This window comes from Roseateles sp., assembly GCF_049240545.1.
In the GTDB taxonomy this organism is placed as follows: Bacteria; Pseudomonadota; Gammaproteobacteria; order Burkholderiales; family Burkholderiaceae_C; genus Paucibacter_A.
On sequence record NZ_JBMLSK010000034.1, the window covers coordinates 18,674 to 36,097 of the forward strand.

A 17,424-nucleotide genomic window follows, 5' to 3' on the forward strand; every position below is an offset into this window, starting at 1 on the left:
TGGTGGCGCAGTGTAGAACGACCCCGGCAAGCCGCTTCACCCCAGCAAGCGCGCAAATGCTAGGGTTTACGCTGTTGGGTGCGTCCGGGGTCTGCACTCAGAATTATGAAAACGCTTTCAAGCGCTTTCAAAACGATAAGACCCGAGACATCCATGCCCCATTTACGCCGACGCCGTTTGCTGGCTGCCGCCGCTCTGGCGCCCGTCACAGGCCTCGCTCCCGCCAGTCATGCCAAGGCCAGCAGCAGCACCAGTGCAGCGCCGCAGCGCTTGGTGGTCGCTGCCTTTCCGATGGTGGACCAGATCATCAAGAGCGCCCTGCCCGCCTGGCAAAAAGCACAGGGCGGCATCGAGGTCGAGGTCATCAGCCGGCAGTATGACGACCACCATACGGCCATGACCACCGCCCTGTCCTCCTCCAGCGGCGCTCACTTGCCCGATGTGATGGCGCTGGAAACCATGTATATGGGCCGCTTCTCGCTCGGCGCCGGGCTGCAAAGCCTCTCGCTGGCCCCCTACCAAGCTGAATCGCTGCGCGAGCAATTCGTGCCCTTCGCCTTTGAACAAGCGCGCAACCGCGATGGCGCTGTGGTGGCCCTGCCCACCGATATCGGACCCGGTTCGCTGTTCTACCGGCATGATCTCTTGCAGCGCGCCGGCCTGAACATCAAAGACCTGTGCGAGAGCTGGGAGAGCTATGTGCAAGCCGGCGTGCAGCTGAAGGCGCGCACCGGCGCTTATCTGTTCGCCCATGCCCGCTATTTGAAAGACATCGTGCTCTTCGCCAGCACGCCGGCCGGCCAGAGCATCTACTTCGACGCACAAGGCAAACCCAGCATCACCTCCCCGCATTTCCAGCGCGCCTTTCAACTGGCGCAGCAAAGCCGTCAGCTGGGGCTGGACGCCATCGTCGACACCTGGCGCAATGACTGGAGCGAGCATCTGCGCCGTGGCCGTCTGGCCACCGAGTTGTCGGGCGCCTGGATGGCCGGGCAAATGGCCAATAGCGTGGCGCCAGCCACCAAAGGCTTGTGGCGGGTGTCGCAGCTGCCGGGTCAGAGCTTCGCCGGCTGGGGTGGTACTTATTACTCGATCCCTCGTCGCTCCGACCCGGCCAAGAAGGCGCTGGCCTGGTCCTTGATTCAATACCTGACGCTGAACCGCGACTTGCAGTTGCAAGGCTTCAAAGGCCAAGACGCCTTCCCGGCCCTGCTCTCGGCGCATGAGGACCCTTTCTTCGATGAGCCCGTGGAGTTCCTCGGCGGCCAGAAAGCCCGCCAGCTCTGGCGCGAGGCTGCCCGGCGCATCCCGGCGCGGCCGCTGCACCGGCAAAACAAGTTCGCGGAAGAGGTCGTCAATGGCGAACTCGACAACGTGCTGATCTACGGCAAACCGATCCCGCAAGCCCTGGCCGACGCGCAAGCGCTGCTGGTGCATCGCGCCTCCCGATGAAAGCGGCCACGATGAAAACCAAAGCTGCTCGTCGCCCACTGCTACCCCCGCAATGGGCGCCCTATTTGCTGCTCAGCCCCTTCTTGCTGCTGTTTGCGGTGTTCGGCCTCTTCCCCTTGCTGTTCTCTTTGTGGATGGCCTTCCAAAGCTGGGAGCCGACCGCGGGCCTGGACGCGATGCGATTCGTCGGCAGCGAGAACTTTGTCTTCGTGCTGGGTGACGCCTGGTTCTGGAAGTCTTTGAAGAACACTTTGTGGCTGGCGGTCGTTTCAGGCGTGCCCCAGCACCTGGTGGCCTTGCCCTTGGCGGTGTTCATCAACCAAGCCTTCGGGCGCCATGGACATGCGGTGTCGGCCGCCTACTTCTTGCCCTACATCACTTCGACGGTGGCCATCGCCATGATGTTCACCTCGCTGCTGTCCACCGATTACGGCCTGATCAATGTGATGCTGCACAGCGTCTTTGGCATGGAACCCATCAACTGGCTCTGGCAGCCACAGACCTTGAAGCCCGCCGTGGCCATGGTGGTGTTCTGGCGCTATCTGGGCTTCAACCTGGTGCTCTATCTGGCGGCCTTGCAGACCATTCCACGCGAGCTCTATCAAGCCGCCCGGCTGGACGGCGCGGGTGCCTGGTCGCAGTTCCGCTTCATCATGCTGCCTGCGCTGCGACCGATGATTTTGTTCGGCGTCACGCTCAGCATCATCGGCGGCATGCAGCTCTTCGAGGAGCCCTTCATCCTCACCAGCGGCCGCGGCGGCCCCGGCCAAGCAGCCATGACGGTGGCCATGTACGTCTACCGCCTGGCTTTTGACTTCAGCGACTTTGGCGCCGCCAACGCCATCTCTTGGCTGCTCTTCGCGCTCTTGGTGCTGATGACCTGGCTGACCAACAAAGCCTTCAAGGAGCGCCAGGCATGAAAGCCACGCCATCCCGCCTCGCCGCCTACGCGGTGGTCGGCTTCGGTGCCCTGCTGATGCTGGCGCCCTTCTACTTCATGTTTGTGTTCGCCACGCAGTCGAATGCGGCCATCTTCAACGTGCCGCCACCGCTGTGGTTTGGCGGCGAGTTGGAGCGAAACATGGCCACGCTGACCAGCCGCTTGCCCTTCTGGCGCAATCTGGGCTGGAGCCTTTACGTGGCCCTGATGTCCACCGCGCTGACCCTGCTGTTTTGCTCGATGGCCGGCTATGCCTTTGCGATGCTGGAGTTCCGCTTCAAGCAGCCGCTCTTCTTGCTGGTGATGGGCACGATGTTGGTGCCGCCCTTCATGACCATGATTCCCAACTTCATGGTGATGGACGCTTTAGGCTGGATCGACACCCACCGGGCGCTCTACATCCCCGGCGCGGCCAGCGCCTTCGGCATCTATCTGATGCGCCAGTTTGCCGCCGCCTCGGTACCGGCCGAGCTGCTCAAGGCCGCGCGGATCGATGGCTGCAGCGAACTCGGCATTTACTGGCATATCGCGCTGCCGCTGATGCGCCCGGCCCTGGGCACTTTGGGCCTGATCACCTTCATTGCCTCTTGGAACAACTTCATGGCGCCGCTGGTGGTCTTGCGCAACAGCGACAACTACACCCTGCCGCTGGCGCTGCGCAGCCTGCAAGCCACCGTCAACACCGAGTGGGGCGCCATCATGGCCGGTTCGGCCATTGCAACCCTGCCCCTGATCGTTCTCTTCGTCCTCTCATCCCGCCAACTGATCGCCGGTTTGACCGCTGGCGCCGTCAAGTAATGCAAGCCACTCCCATGCACAAGAAATTTCCTTCCGACTTCCTGTTTGGCGTCGCCACCAGCAGTTTTCAAATCGAGGGCGCCGTGCATGAGCACGGCCGCGGCGAATCGATCTGGGACCGCTTTTGCCGCCAGCCCGGCGCCATCAGCGACGCCAGCAATGGCGACATCGCCTGCGACCATGTGCACCGCCTCGAAGAAGACCTGGACCTGATCGCCTCGCTGGGCGTCAACTGCTACCGCTTCTCGATCGCCTGGCCGCGCGTGCAGGCCTTGGGCCACGGCGCCTTCAACGAGCAAGGCCTGGACTTCTATCAGCGCCTGGTGGACGGCCTGCTGAAGCGCCAGATCAAGCCGGTCGCCACGCTCTACCACTGGGACCTGCCGCAAGCGCTGCAAGACCAAGGCGGCTGGGCCAATCGCGAGACGGTGCATCGCTTTGTGGACTACGCCCGCCATGTGCACAAGCACCTAGGGGACCGGCTGCACATGATCTCCACCCACAACGAGCCCTGGTGCGCCGCCACCCTGGGCCATGATGTGGGCATCCATGCGCCGGGCATCAAGAATCGCGCGATTGCCGCTCAGGTCTCGCACCACTTGATGCTGAGCCACGGTCTGGCCCTGCAAGCGATGCGCGCCGACGGCGCCACCGCCAATCTGGGCATCGTGCTGAATATGGGCCCCAGCGTGCCCGCATCGCCCATGCCCGACGACATCGCCGCCGCCCGCCGCGCCGACGCGCTGAGCCGCCGCTGGTACAGCGACCCGCTGCTGCGCGGCCAGTACCCGCAAGAAATCATTGAAGAACTGGGCGCCGACGCGCCGAAGATCGAAGCCGGCGATATGGCGATTCTGCAAACGCCCATGGACCATCTGGGCATCAACTACTACACCCGCCATGTGGCCCAGGCCTCGGGCCAGCACTGGAGCGCCCGCGCTCACGGCCTGCCGGTGAGTGAGATGGAATGGGAAATCTACCCCGAGGGCCTGACCGACATCCTCTGCCAGATGAAGGCCGACTACCCGCATCTGCCCCCCGTCTTCATCACCGAAAACGGCGGCGCCTTCCCTGACAAAGCACCGGCCGAAGGCCCGGTGCAAGACCTGGACCGCCTGAGCTATCTGCAAGAGCATATGGCCGCAGTGACAGTGGCGCGCGAGCGTGGCGTGCAAGTGGACGGTTATATGGTGTGGAGCTTGATGGACAACTTCGAATGGGGCTTTGGCTACTCCAAGCGCTTCGGCATCGTCCATGTGGACTACGACACCCTCAAGCGCACGCCCAAGGCCAGCGCGCTCTGGTACCGCGACTTCTTGCAGCAATGGCGTAAAAACGGAGGCCAGGCATGAAGCCCAGCAAGAAGCCAGGCGCAGGCCTCGCGCTGCCCAAGCCACTGCTGCCCGCGGTCTTGGCGCTCTTGGTCGGCTGCGGCGGAGGCGGCAGCGTGGCCGCCACGGCCGAAACAAACGCTAAGCCGGCCGCCCCGGGGACAACGACTTGGACCTTGCTCTGGTCCGACGAATTCGACGGCCCGGCCGGCAGCGCCCCCAATGCCGCTCACTGGAGCTATGACCTCGGCAACCAAGAAAACAATGGCTGGGGCAACCACGAACTGCAGTACTACACCGCCTCGACCCGCAACACCTTCTTGGACGGCAAAGGTTCGCTCATCATCAAGGCTGAGGCTCAGCCCAATGCTGGCCCCTGCTGGAACGGCAAGCCCTGCGCCTACACCTCGGGCCGCATACTCAGCCAGGGCAAGGTGACCTTTACCAACGGCAAGATCGAAGCCCGCATCAAGGTCCCCAGCGGCCAAGGCATTTGGCCAGCCTTTTGGAGCCTGGGCGCCGACAAGTTGCCCTGGCCAGCGGCCGGAGAAATCGACATCCTCGAATATGTGGGCAAGACGCCCAATAGCGCTTACGGCACCGCCCATGGTCCGGGTTACTCCGGCGCCCAGGGCATTGGCAAGCCCTTTGACTTCAAACAGCCGGTGGCGGACGACTTCCATGTCTTCAGCATCATCAAGCGGCCCAATGAAATCATCTGGCTGGTCGACGACGTCGAATACCACCGCCTGACGCCCGCCACCCTGCCCGCCGGCGGCAGCTGGGTGTTCGAGCGCCCCTTCTTTCTGATTCTGAATCTGGCCGTGGGCGGCGACTGGCCCGGCTCGCCCGATGCCAGCACCGTCTTCCCGGCCCAGATGAGCGTGGACTGGGTTCGCGTTTACAAGGAGAACTGACTTGGCCTCAGCACTGCACAGCCCAAGTGACAAGACGAGCGCCATGACGAGGGGCATGAATTGAGCCAAGTTCTCATCCAGGACCTGAACATCCGCTTCGGCGGCAATGAGGTCATCCAAAAGCTCAAGCTGGAGGTCAAGGCCGGTGAGTTTCTGGTCTTGCTGGGCCCCTCGGGCTGCGGCAAATCCACGCTTTTGCACAGCATCGCCGGCCTCAACCCTATCAGCGGCGGCCGCATCCTGATTGGCGGCCAAGACATGAGCACCGCCCCGCCCAGCGAGCGCGGTCTGGGCATGGTGTTTCAGAGTTATGCCCTCTACCCGCATATGAGCGTGCGCGACAACCTGGGCTTTCCGCTGCGCATGGCCGGTCTGCCCAAGGACGAGAAAGATCGCCGCATCGCCAAAGCCGCCGCCATGCTGCAGCTGGAGCCCTTGCTGGAGCGGCGCCCCGCGCAGCTCTCGGGCGGCCAGCGTCAGCGTGTGGCGATTGGCCGCGCGCTGGTGCGCGAAGCCGACTTGCTGCTGCTGGACGAACCGCTGTCGAATCTGGACGCCAAGCTGCGCACCGAATTGCGCCGTGAACTCAAGCAGCTGCATGCACGCCTGGGCAACACCATGATTTACGTGACCCACGATCAGGTCGAGGCCATGACCTTGGCGACCCGCATCGTCGTCATGTACCAAGGCGAGATCTTGCAGATTGGCAGCCCGGCCGAAGTCTATGAGCGCCCCAGCAGCTTGCGCGTGGCCAGCTTTGTCGGTTCCCCCAGCATCAACCATTTGCCCGGTGAAATGCGCGCGGGCCAGTTTTGCGCCGGTCCGCTGCAACTGGCAGGCCCCTCAGCCAAAGCCGGCGCCATCAGCCTGGCCGTACGGCCCGAGGACGTCTTGATTGGGGCTGATCAGCCCTTCGCCGGCGTGGTCGATTTGGTGGAGCCGCTGGGCAACCAGCATCTGCTGTGGATGTCGGCGGGCGATCGCACGGTTTGCGCGGTCTTGCCGGGGCAAGCCGGCTTGGCAGCGGGCGACACGGTGCGATTTGGCTTTGATTCGCAGCGACTGCATTGGTTTGACGAAGCCGGGCAGCGCCTGGGCTGACGCTGGAGTTCAAGCTTTTAGCTCAAGCCTTGCGCAGCAGCGGTTGAATCAACCGTTGCCGCACCAGCGGATGCCAGAGCTTCGGGTCTTGCTGCAAGCTCTCAGGCGGCTGATCGGGGTTGTCCAGGATCAGCCAGCGCCGCTCGGCCAGCTGGGATTTGCGCACCTGCCAACCCACCGCCTTGTCATGCAAGGCCTCAAAACTGCCATCCGCTTGAATGACCCGCCAGCCATGGCGCAGCCTTGCCGCCAGCTCGGGGCGCTTGTGGCTGACCATGAAAGCAAAGGTCGAGGGATAGGCAATCGCCCATTGCTTGAGCACCACCAGATTCGGCAGCGCATCCACGATGCCATAAGCCTCGTCCGAGGCCAGCGCAAACAAATCAAAGCGCCGTCGCTCCAACATGGCCTGAAAGATCGACAGCTTGGGGATGCGCTGCACCCGCCAGGCATTCGCTTCCAGCACCGTTGCATCCGGCCAATGCGCCACCTGGGCAATGCTGTAGCGTCGCGCCTGCGCGAGGTTCTGCACATCCTCAAATTCCGCCTGGCGGCTCGCCAGGCAGATGGGCAGGCGAATGCCGTTCAGCCCGCGGCGCAAGCAGCCGCGCACCTGCAGACCGTCGGCCTCGCGGGCGCGCGAGTTCATGCTGGCCACCACATCCAATTCACCGCTGCGTAACTCCAGCATCGTGCGGCTTTGGGTGATGTTGTCACGCGGCGCCACCGCATCAAAACGATAAGGCCCATGGCTGGCCACCGTCTTGTTCAGCAGCAAGGTCAGCACCGCCAGGGCAAAGGAATCTTCCTCGCCCAGCATGGGCTGCATATCGTGCCGCACCGTCATCTCGTTCGCGGATTTGTTCGGCGCTGCACTGGCCGCTGTGCCTGCGAGGCCCAAAGACCACGCGGGCCCGCCAACGCCCAAGGCGGTCGCCGCGGCCAGGTAACGCCGTCGAGCCCAAAAGTTGGCTTTGCTTTGTGATGCTTGTTCTTGCATCAGGGCAGTCTAGGCCAGCCACCGCAGATTCCAGGCCCTGCTGCGCTAGGGATTTTCCCAGCCGAAGAAAGTCATGCAAAAGTCATGCAAAGGTCGAGCAGAAAGTCGAGCAAAAAGTCTCAGGTCCGCAAGATCCGTCCGCCATCGCGCCATGCGCCGCTGAGCCCGGGGAAGACTTTCGCCAAGCTCGCATCTGGCAGAGCCAGATGGCGCTGCAGCAGGGCCGCAAAGACCTGGCGGTAGTCACTGGTCACCGCCAGATCGCGCCCCTCCAACAAGGCGGCCGAGTCCAAGCCCGGCCATTCGCCCAACACCTGCGCGCCGGCCACCGGGCCGCCCATCAGCCACATCACATTGCCGCGGCCATGGTCGGTGCCGCCACTGCCGTTTTGCCGCAAGGTGCGGCCGAACTCGCTGCAGACCACGATCACGGTGTCGCGCATGGCCTCGCCCAGGCCTTGGCTGAGCGCCTGCAGGCCCTCGCCCAGGCTGGCCAATTTGTTCGCCAACTGCCCCTCGGCACCGCCCTGGTTGACATGGGTGTCCCAGCCGCCCACCGAGGTGAAGGCCAGCTGGGTGTGCGGGTCGCGGCGAATCAGCTGGCCCATGCGCCGGGCATCGGCGGCAAAGGAGCGCGCTGACGCAGCGCCTTGGTCGGCTTGTGAGGCGAGTTGCCTGGCTCGGGCGCTTGAAACATCGATCGAACCCTCGCCTGAGCCTTCATGCGCCGCCATGTCAATACTGGCCTTGGCCATGCTGCGCTGCATCTCGGCCCGCCCCTCGCGACTGTCTTGCAAACTGCGAGACAAGCCGGGGTCTTGGGCATAGAGCTTGGCCAAGCCGGCCTGCAGACGCGGGTCGTCGATCGCCTTGCTGTCGAGCGCGCGTGGCCCCAGGCCCAAGCTCGCCACCGAGGCCGAGCCCGAAAAAATCCGCGCCGGTGTCGCCCCCATGCTGAGCGCTCGCGTCGGCGATGCCGGCCCGGGCAGCGTGGCCAAGAGACGGTTCATCCAGCCATCGGGCGTGCTTTTGACGCCGGGCGTGCCGCTCTCCAAATAGTCTTGCGCATCAAAGTGCGAGCGACTCGGGTCCGACGATCCGCTCGCATGCACAAAACTCAGGCTCTGAGACTCCCAAAGCGGCAACAAGCGGGCCAAAGCGGGGTGCAGGCCAAACTGCCGATTCAAGCGCATCACGCCGCCCGGCTCACCCGGTTTTCCTAAGCGAATGCTGCTGCGCGACGCCTGGTAGTCGCGATCTTCAAAAGGCACGACGACGCTGAGACCATCGATCGCGCCGCGCAACATCACCACCACCAACTTGCGCGCGCCGCCGCCTGAAGCCGAGGCACTCACTTGCGTTGCCGGCCAAGCCTTGAAGCTCCAGCCTGCGCCGGCGGCAAATGCCGAAGCCGAGGTGAACGCTGAGGCTTGCCCCAGAAATCGACGCCGTGTGCTCATGAAGATAGGCCTCGCATCAAAAATGCATGAAGTCTGGGCTGCCCAGCAGCAAGGCCAGGCGCAAATCCGCTGGCTCAGTGGCCAGGGCTTGGCGGCTGCGCTCGGAAAGGCTGGCGCCCAATGTGGCTTGCAAATCATCACCGCTGAGCCGGCCGCCAGGAGCACTGCGGCCCGCACGCGTCAAGCGCTGCGCCCATTGCATGCGCTGCGCCAAAGCCTCGGGGTTCATCCAGGCCTCACTGACGTTCTTGAAGCCATCCGGCGTGGTCGCGCCATACAAGGGCATGCCAGCCTGAGCCAGATAAGCCAAGGCACCGGGCGCATCATCGAGTTTGAGGCCGGTGGCGCGCAGGCTCGAAAGCACATAACGGTACGGCGACTTGAACTTGCTCTGAAAAGCCTCGCGGCTCCAGAACTGCTCTGAACTCAGCAGGCTTTGCACCAACACTCGCAGATCGCCCTGGCTTTGCAAGAAGCGCTCGGCCAGATTCGCGACCAAGGCCGGCGGCGGCGCATCGCTGACAAAAGCTTGCGCAAACTTAAAGGCCAAATGGCGCGCCGTAGCGGGATGGGCGGCCAAAACATCGAGCGCCACTTCACCTTCTTGCTGACCGGCAGCCTGCACCTGCCGGCCCAACCAATGCTTGCTGCCGCCGTCATGGCGAGCCGCGTCAAAAATGAACAAGGAAGCTCGCTGAGACTCGCCGGCGCGCAGCACCGCGCGGTAGTCCACCGTCCAGCCGGTCAAGATGCGAGCCAATTCCGTCACATCGCGCTGGGTGTAGCCGCCGTCCACGCCCAAGGTGTGCAGCTCCATCAACTCGCGGGCATAGTTTTCATTCAGGCCCGAGGCACGCGGCGCGGCGCCTTCCCCCATGCGGGCGCGCCGCGCCTGGGCGCGGGCCACGGCGGCCGAATCCGACCCCACACTTTGCGCGTTGTCCAGATAAATCAGCATGGCCGGATGCTTGGCCACGGCGCCCAACATCTGGCGGAATTTGCCGAACACAAAAGGCCGGATCGCTTCGCGCTCATAGCTGCCCACCAAGGCGCCCACCGGGCCTTTGCCGGCATAAACATTGAAGTGGTTGAACCAAAAATCCACCAACACTTCTTCAAGTTGCGCGGGCGAAGCCAGGGCGCGAAGAAGGCGATGCTTGGATGCATCCAAGACCAGAGGGCGAATCAAGTCGCGCCGGCTTTGCTCGGCCGACTTCATGGTCTGCTCCTGAGCTGATGCGGATGGCGCGGACTTTTCCCCGTCCTGGCCCTTCTTCTTGCCAAGCTCCCGCGCTTGGCGAAAGCGAGCCATCAAGGCCGCCTGGCTCAGGTTCAAAGTCTCCAGCGCCTGCAACTGCGTTTGCAAGTCCTGCGGCAAGACGGACGCGGGCTGCACCTGTTGCTGCAAAAACTGCTCCAGCCAGGCCGCGGGGCCGAGCCGCCGCATCGCGCTCACATCGGCCGGGCTGGGGCCAAAACCCAGCCGGTTCAGCGCGTGAAAGGCCCGCTCTTCGGCGCTCAAAGCTCCGGTGGGTGCGCTGACTGCTCGCGCACTTGCTCCCCAGGCCACACCAGGACTCAGGCCGGCCAACAGACCCTGAAGCAACAGTCGACGGCTCGGCGCTGCGGGCCCATAGACGGATAGGCTTTTCATGCCTAGGATGATGCAGTCCGCCCTGGGGGCCAGGTGTTGCCTGATTGAAAAATATTGTGAAGCGCCAGCCCGGCCGCTCTTGATGACCTCATCGCTCATGCCTCAAACCAATTCCGAAACTTCTCAAGCGGTCCAGCAACTGCATGCCCTCTTCGCCGAATGCTGGGAGCGCGAGTTGGCCGAAAACCCCATCACCGCCAGCTATATCGGTGACCCTCGATTCAATGCCCTGTGGCCCGACCTGAGCCCCGCCGCCTTGGCCGCCAGCGAGGCCGCGAACCGAGAGGCTTTGGCGCGGCTGCAAGCTCTGCCTCGCGCGAGCTTGCCGGCCGAGGAGCAGCTGAACTTCGATCTTTTTCAGCATGAGTTGCAAGCGCGCTTGGCGGTGCTGCCTTTTCAGCCCCTGGCCTATGCCATCAGCGCGCGTGAAGGGCCGCAAAGCCTGAACGAGTTGGCCGAGATCATGCCGCTGGACAGCGTGGCCGACGTCGAGGTCTGGCTGCAGCGCCTGCGTGGCCTGCCACGCTATCTTGATCAGTACAGCGCCTTGCTGCGCCAAGCAGCTCTTGAGGGCCGCACCCAGCCGCGCCTGTTGATGGAGCGGGTGCTGCCGCAGCTGCAGATGCAAGTCGACGCCAAGGTGCAGGCCGATCCCAGCCTGAGCCCTTTTTACAGCGCCTTCGCTCGGCTGCCTGCCCGCTTCGGTGAGGCTGCCATTGCAAGGCTTCAATCCGAGGCCAAGGCCGTCATCGCGCAGACCATCCTGCCCGCTTACCAAGCCTTCAAGCGTTTCTTTGAAAGTGAATACCTGCCGGCTTGCCGCGACTCGGTGGGCATCAGCGACACCCCGGATGGTTTGGCCTACTACCAAAACCGCATCGAGTTCCACACGACCACCAAGCTCACCGCCCAAGAGATTCACCAGATCGGTTTGGACGAAGTGGCCCGCATCCACGCCGAGATGAAGCAGGTGATGGACGGCCTGGGCTACTCGGGCAGCCTGACGCAGTTCTTTGAGTTCCTGCGCAGCGATCCGCAGTTCTATTGCCAATCGGCCGAGGAGCTGTTTGCGGCCTATGTGATGTGCGCCAAGAAGATCGAGCCCGAGTTGTGCAAACTCTTCGGCAAGCTGCCGCGCACACCTTATGGTCTGAGAGCCATACCGATGACCAGCGCGCCCAACACCACGGCTGCCTACTACAGCGGCCCTTCGGACGACGGCCTGCGCGCGGGCTACTACTACGTCAACCTCTACCGCCCCGAGATGCGGCCCAAGTACGAGATCGAGGTGCTGACGGTGCATGAAGCGGTGCCCGGCCATCACCTGCAAATTGCCTTGGCGCAAGAGCAGCAAGACCTGCCCAAGTTCCGCCGCTTTGCCGGTTACAACGCCTACCTCGAAGGCTGGGCCCTGTATGCCGAGACCCTGGGCTTTGAGCTGGGCCTCTATCAAGACCCTTACTCTCACTTTGGGCAGCTGACCTATGACATGTGGCGCGCGGTGCGCTTGGTGGTGGACACCGGCCTGCACGCGCTGGGCTGGACGCGCCAGCAAGCGATTGACTGTTTCCGCGCCAACGCGGCCAAGACCGAGGTCGATATCGTCAACGAGGTTGACCGCTACATCGGCTGGCCGGGCCAAGCCCTGTCCTACAAAATCGGCCAGCTGCGGGTGCTGGCCATGCGCCGCCGGGCGGAGGCCTCACTGGGCGCGGGTTTTGATATCCGGGCTTATCACGATATGGTGTTGGACGGCGGCGCGCTGCCGCTGGACCTGCTGGATCACAAGGTTGACGCCTGGATCACGGCGCAACAGCCAGGGCAATGAAATCTAAGAAGGCCGGTCTTTTCGGCCAGCTGTTGTTTTTGAGGTCGTGACGCTGAGGCACACTCATGGTTCCAAGGAGACAAGCAATGACTGACCCTCTCAACGCGCTACAGCGCGAACGGATCGATGCGGTAATGGCCCTGGCCGCCACCCGTCAACAAGCGCCCGAACAACGGGCCCTGGTCGAGAACTTTGGGCGCGAGTACTTCCGCCGTGTCGATGCCGAGGACTTGCTGTCCCGCTCGCCGGAAGACCTGCTGGGCGCCCTGCTCTCACATCTGCAGTTCGGCGCCAAGCGCCAGCCGGGCCAGACCCTGGTGCGGGTGTTGAGCCCCAGCGTGGCCGACAACGGTTGGGCCTCGCGCCACTCGGTCATCGACATCGTCAATGACGACATGCCCTTCTTGGTGGACACCACCACCATCGAAATCAACTGCCAGGGCTTAACGCTGCATTTGATCGTGCACCCGATTTTTGCGGTGGAGCGCGACGAGGCCGGCCAGCTGAAGGCAATTGGCCCGCGCAGCGAAGGCGCCGAAGCCGCCCATGTGAAGCGCGAATCCTGGATGCACATCGAGGTAGACCGCATCATCGACGCGCAGCAACGCGCCGAATTGCTGGCCGGCATCGAACGGGTGCTGAGCGATGTACGCGCCGCGGTGCAAGACTGGCAACCGATGGTGGGCCAACTGCGCGCCGCCATTGCCGAAATGGAGAAAGCGCCCGCATCGCTGAACCCCGCCGAAGTGCAAGAAAGCCTGGCCTTTTTGCAATGGCTGGCCGATGACCACATGACCTTGCTGGGCTACCGCGCCCATGAGCTGATTGTGGACAAGGGCGCCGATGCGCTGCGCCTGCTGCCCGGCAGCGGCCTCGGCCTGCTGCGCGAAACCGAGCAAGAAAAGCTCTCCGCCAGCTTCTCGGCCTTGCCCGAGAACGCCCGCGCCCTGGCCCGCGCGCCCTCGCCGATTCTGGTCATCACCAAAGCCAACACCCGCTCCACCGTGCACCGCGCCGGCTACACCGACTACGTGGGCGTGAAGCGTTACAACGCCGCCGGCGAAGTGATTGGTGAGCACCGTTTCATTGGCCTTTTCACGTCCACCGCCTACAGCGCCCGCGTCTCCGAAACGCCGCTGCTGCGCCAGCGCGTGGATGCCATCACCCAGCGCGCCGGCCTGCCGCCGGGCGGCCACCTGGCCAAAGCCCTGCAACACATTCTGGAGACTTATCCGCGCGACGATCTCTACCAGATCTCCAACGATGAGTTGTTCGAAACCGCGCTGGGCATCCTGGCCCTGGGCGAACGCCAGCGCCTGCGCCTGTTCGTCTGCCGCGACCCCTTTGACCGCTTCTTCAGCTGCCTGGTCTATGTGCCGCGCGAGGCCTACTCGACCGATATGCGGATCAAGTTCCAAGCGATCTTGATGCAGGTCTTCAGCGGCAGCAGCGCCGAGTTCGATGTTCAGTTGAGCGATGCCGTTTTGGCCCGCATCCACTTCACCGTGCGCACCACCCCGGGCCAGGTCCCGGTGTTTGACCGCAAGGATGTGGAAGCCAAACTGACCGCTGCCGCCCGCCGCTGGGACGACGATTTGCGCGATGCGCTGATTGACGCCGAGGGCGAGGCCCGCGGTCTCGAATTGTTCAAGCGCTGGAGCGCTGGCTTCCCGGCCGGCTACCGCGAGCGCATCAGCGCCCGCGCCGCCGTGCCCGATGTGGTCAAGCTCGCCAGCCTGAGCCCCGAGTCACCGCTGGCCCTGGCCCTGTACCGGCCGTTGGGTGCCGAACCCGGCACCTTGGGTTTCAAGGTCTACCGCATGGGCGGCGCCGTGGTCTTGTCCGACAGCCTGCCGATGCTGGAGCATATGGGCGTGCGAGTGCTGGGCGAGCACAACCACCGCATTGCCGATGCCAGCACTGGCGGCGCGGCCGTGTCTTTGCATGACTTCGAGCTGCAAGCCAGCGTCTCGGACGAAATCGAACCCGAAGCCCTGGCACGCCTGTTTGAAGACACCTTCGCCCGGGTCTTCAATGGCGAGGTCGAGAACGACGACTTCAACCGTTTGGTGCTGCGCGCAGGTTTGTCTAACGACGAGATCGTGGTGCTGCGCGCCTACGCCAAATACCTGCGCCAGATCGGCTTTGCGCTCTCGCAATCGGCCATTGAGGCCACGCTGGCCGCGCACCCGCGCATCGCCCGCATGTTGGTGGCCCTGTTCAAGCTGCGCTTTGATCCGCAAGCCCATGATGAGCTGGGCGCTAACGCCCAAGTCAATGGCATCGAGCGCGCACTCGAGAAAGTCTCCAATCTGCAGGAAGACCGGGTCTTGCGCCAGTTGCTGGCCTTGATCCAATGCACGCTGCGCACCAACTTCTGGCGCACCGGCGTCGGCCACAGCGGTGCGGCCGGTCCGCGCCGTCAGTTCTTGAGCTTCAAGCTCGATTCGCGCAAAGTGCCGGGCCTGCCCGAGCCGCGCCCGCTGTATGAGATCTTTGTCTACTCGCCACGCTTTGAAGGCATCCACCTGCGCGGCGGCAAGGTCGCTCGTGGTGGCTTGCGTTGGTCGGATCGGCCCGAAGACTTCCGCACCGAGGTGCTGGGCCTGGTGAAGGCGCAGATGGTCAAGAACACCGTCATCGTGCCGGTGGGCAGCAAGGGCGGCTTTGTGCTGAAGAAGGCCCCGCCGGCTTCGGACCGCGACGCTTTCATGAAAGAAGGCATCAGTTGCTACCAGGACTATCTGCGCGCCCTGCTCGACCTGACCGACAACTACGCCGGCTCGCAAGTGGTGGCGCCGCCGCAGGTGGTCCGCAAAGACGAAGACGACCCGTATCTGGTGGTCGCGGCCGACAAGGGCACGGCCACCTTCTCTGACTACGCCAATGCGGTCAGCGCCGAGTACGGCCATTGGCTGGGCGATGCCTTTGCTTCTGGCGGCAGCGTCGGCTATGACCACAAGGCCATGGGCATCACCGCGCGTGGCGCTTGGGAATCGGTGAAGCGCCATTTCCGCGAGCTCGGCGTTGACACCCAAAGCCAGGACTTCACCGTCGTCGGCGTGGGCGATATGAGCGGCGATGTGTTCGGCAACGGCATGCTGCTGTCGCCCCATATCCGTCTGCTAGCGGCTTTTGACCACCGCCATGTCTTCATCGACCCGAACCCGGTTGCATCCACCTCCTTTGCCGAGCGCGAGCGTCTGTTCAAGCTGCCCCGCTCCGCCTGGACCGACTACGACGCCTCGCTGATCTCAGACGGCGGCGGCGTTTGGGCGCGCTCAGAAAAATCGATCCCGATCTCGCCGCAGGCCCAGGCTGCGCTCGGCATCACCGCCGACCGGCTGCCTCCAAATGAGCTGCTCAGCGCCATCCTGAAGGCGCCGGTTGACCTGCTCTACAACGGCGGCATCGGCACCTACATCAAGTCTGGAGGCGAGGTGCATGCCGATGTGGGCGACCGGGCCAACGATGCCTTGCGGATCAATGGTGCGGAGCTGCGCTGCAAGGTGGTCGCCGAAGGCGGTAATCTGGGCTGCACCCAACGCGGCCGGGTGGAAGCCGCGCTGCACGGGGTGCGCATCAACACCGATGCCATCGACAACTCCGCCGGCGTGGACACCTCCGACCATGAGGTCAATATCAAGATCCTCTTGGGCTTGGCCATGGGCGACGGCGAGATGACGCTGAAACAGCGCAACACCTTGCTGCCGCAAATGACCGATGAAGTCGCCGCGCTGGTGCTGCGCGACAACTACTTCCAGACCCAGGCTCTGTCGATCGCTGGCCGCCAAGGCGTGGCCTTGATCGACCAGCAGGCGCGCTTCATTCGCTTCCTGGAAAAACTTGGCCTCTTGAACCGGGCCATCGAGTTCTTGCCCAGCGATGAAGAAATCCAGCAACGCAAGGCACGCGGCGTGGGCTTGAGCAGCCCCGAAATGGCGGTGCTGCTGGCCTACAGCAAGATGTGGCTGTCGGACGAGTTGATGGCCTCTGACCTGCCCGAAGACAGCTGGATTGGCACGGCCGTGGAGCGTTACTTCCCCGGACTGCTGCGCGAGAAGTTCGCTGGCTACATCCCACGCCACCCGCTGAAGCGCGAGATCATCGTTACTCATGTGCTCAACAGCATGTTGAACCGGGTGGGCTCAACCTTTGTGCACCGCCTCAGCGAGACCTGCGGCGCCAAGCCAGCGCAGATCGTGCGGGCTTACTTAGCCACCCGTGAGGTGTTTGGTTACGTGCCGCTGTGGCTGAAGATCGAGGCCTTGGACAACAAGGTGCCCGACGCGGTGCAGGCCGAGATGATCAATGATCTGGGCCGCCTGGGCAGCCACGCCACCATCTGGTTTTTGCGCTCGCGGCGCTTGAACGAACCGATGGAGGCGCTGTTCAAGCGCTTTGCGCCCGCAGTGGCGACCCTGCGCGGACGCCTGGTGGCCGACCAAGCCATGTCGGCGCGCGCCGAAGCTTGGATTGCTGCTGGCGTACCGGCCGAGATTGCGCAAGAAGTGGTCAGCGCCGACTCGCTGTTTGCGGCCCTGGACATTGCCGAGATCGCCGATGCCACCCAGCAATCACTGGAGGTGGTCTGCGAAGTGCATGCCAGCCTGGGCCAACGCCTGGGCCTGGAACGCCTGCGTCAGCAGATCGAAGCCTTGCCGGCCGGCAGCTATTGGCAGACTCAGGCCAAGGCGGCGCTGGGCGACGATCTCTCGGGCTTGCAGCGCTCGATTGCGCTTGATGTGCTGGGCAACGGGTCCAACGCTGAGGCGCAGGCCGATGCCAGCGCCATGCTGGCCGACTGGGACCAACGCAATCACGATGCGCTGGAGCGTGCACAAAAGCTGCTGGTCGAGCTGAGCGAGGCCCAAGGCGTGGATCTGGCCATGCTCTCGGTGGCGCTGCGCGAGCTGCGCAACCTGGCCTAAACTGGGCCCCAG

The 17,424-nt window shown here is 63.8% G+C and carries 11 protein-coding genes; 8 read left to right on the forward strand and 3 right to left on the reverse strand.

Annotation, left to right across the window (positions count from 1 at the left end; genetic code table 11):
- Positions 1-153 precede the first annotated feature (153 nt).
- Genes ACOVRJ_RS01880 through ACOVRJ_RS01905 form a run of 6 tightly spaced genes read left to right on the forward strand, consistent with a single transcriptional unit; the run spans position 154 to position 6,539 of the window.
- The gene (locus ACOVRJ_RS01880; RefSeq protein WP_422042214.1) at positions 154-1,452 is read left to right on the forward strand and encodes an ABC transporter substrate-binding protein; all 1,299 of its coding nucleotides are present in this window, start codon (positions 154-156) and stop codon (positions 1,450-1,452) included.
- A gap of 11 nt (positions 1,453-1,463) precedes the next feature.
- Complete coding sequence (locus ACOVRJ_RS01885) at positions 1,464-2,372, forward strand: carbohydrate ABC transporter permease (protein ID WP_422042215.1); 909 nt, start codon at positions 1,464-1,466, stop codon at positions 2,370-2,372.
- On the forward strand, positions 2,369-3,190 hold the full coding sequence (locus ACOVRJ_RS01890) for a carbohydrate ABC transporter permease (protein WP_263536703.1): 822 nt from the start codon (positions 2,369-2,371) through the stop codon (positions 3,188-3,190). Before ACOVRJ_RS01885 ends, ACOVRJ_RS01890 begins: the two co-directional genes overlap by 4 nt.
- Before the next feature lie 14 nt (positions 3,191-3,204).
- Entirely contained in the window at positions 3,205-4,542 is a 1,338-nt protein-coding gene (locus ACOVRJ_RS01895; protein WP_422042216.1) for a GH1 family beta-glucosidase, read from the forward strand.
- Positions 4,539-5,438, forward strand: coding sequence for a glycoside hydrolase family 16 protein (locus tag ACOVRJ_RS01900; RefSeq protein ID WP_422042217.1), 900 nt, complete (start codon positions 4,539-4,541; stop codon positions 5,436-5,438). Before ACOVRJ_RS01895 ends, ACOVRJ_RS01900 begins: the two co-directional genes overlap by 4 nt.
- Positions 5,439-5,498: 60 nt before the next feature.
- Positions 5,499-6,539 (forward strand): ABC transporter ATP-binding protein, encoded by a 1,041-nt coding sequence (locus ACOVRJ_RS01905; RefSeq protein ID WP_422042218.1) that lies wholly within the window; start codon positions 5,499-5,501, stop codon positions 6,537-6,539.
- A 22-nt stretch (positions 6,540-6,561) separates the two neighbouring features.
- Here the strand turns inward: ACOVRJ_RS01905 and ACOVRJ_RS01910 are convergent, their stop codons facing one another.
- The 3 genes from ACOVRJ_RS01910 to ACOVRJ_RS01920 all read right to left on the reverse strand — a co-directional run bounded on the left by ACOVRJ_RS01910 (position 6,562) and on the right by ACOVRJ_RS01920 (position 10,653).
- Positions 6,562-7,539, reverse strand: coding sequence for a hypothetical protein (locus tag ACOVRJ_RS01910; RefSeq protein WP_422042219.1), 978 nt, complete (start codon positions 7,537-7,539; stop codon positions 6,562-6,564).
- Positions 7,540-7,658: 119 nt separating this feature from the next.
- Positions 7,659-8,999 (reverse strand): DUF1501 domain-containing protein, encoded by a 1,341-nt coding sequence (locus tag ACOVRJ_RS01915; RefSeq protein ID WP_422042220.1) that lies wholly within the window; start codon positions 8,997-8,999, stop codon positions 7,659-7,661.
- Between the two features lie 16 nt (positions 9,000-9,015).
- Positions 9,016-10,653, reverse strand: coding sequence for a DUF1800 domain-containing protein (locus ACOVRJ_RS01920; protein ID WP_422042221.1), 1,638 nt, complete (start codon positions 10,651-10,653; stop codon positions 9,016-9,018).
- Between the two features lie 97 nt (positions 10,654-10,750).
- Between ACOVRJ_RS01920 and ACOVRJ_RS01925 the strand changes: the two genes are divergently transcribed.
- Both ACOVRJ_RS01925 and ACOVRJ_RS01930 read left to right on the forward strand, forming a co-directional pair.
- The gene (locus ACOVRJ_RS01925; protein ID WP_422042222.1) at positions 10,751-12,481 is read left to right on the forward strand and encodes a DUF885 domain-containing protein; all 1,731 of its coding nucleotides are present in this window, start codon (positions 10,751-10,753) and stop codon (positions 12,479-12,481) included.
- 86 nt (positions 12,482-12,567) lie between these two features.
- Positions 12,568-17,412: an NAD-glutamate dehydrogenase gene (locus tag ACOVRJ_RS01930; protein ID WP_422042223.1), complete on the forward strand. Its 4,845-nt coding sequence runs from the start codon at positions 12,568-12,570 to the stop codon at positions 17,410-17,412.
- The last annotated feature ends 12 nt before the right edge of the window (positions 17,413-17,424 follow it).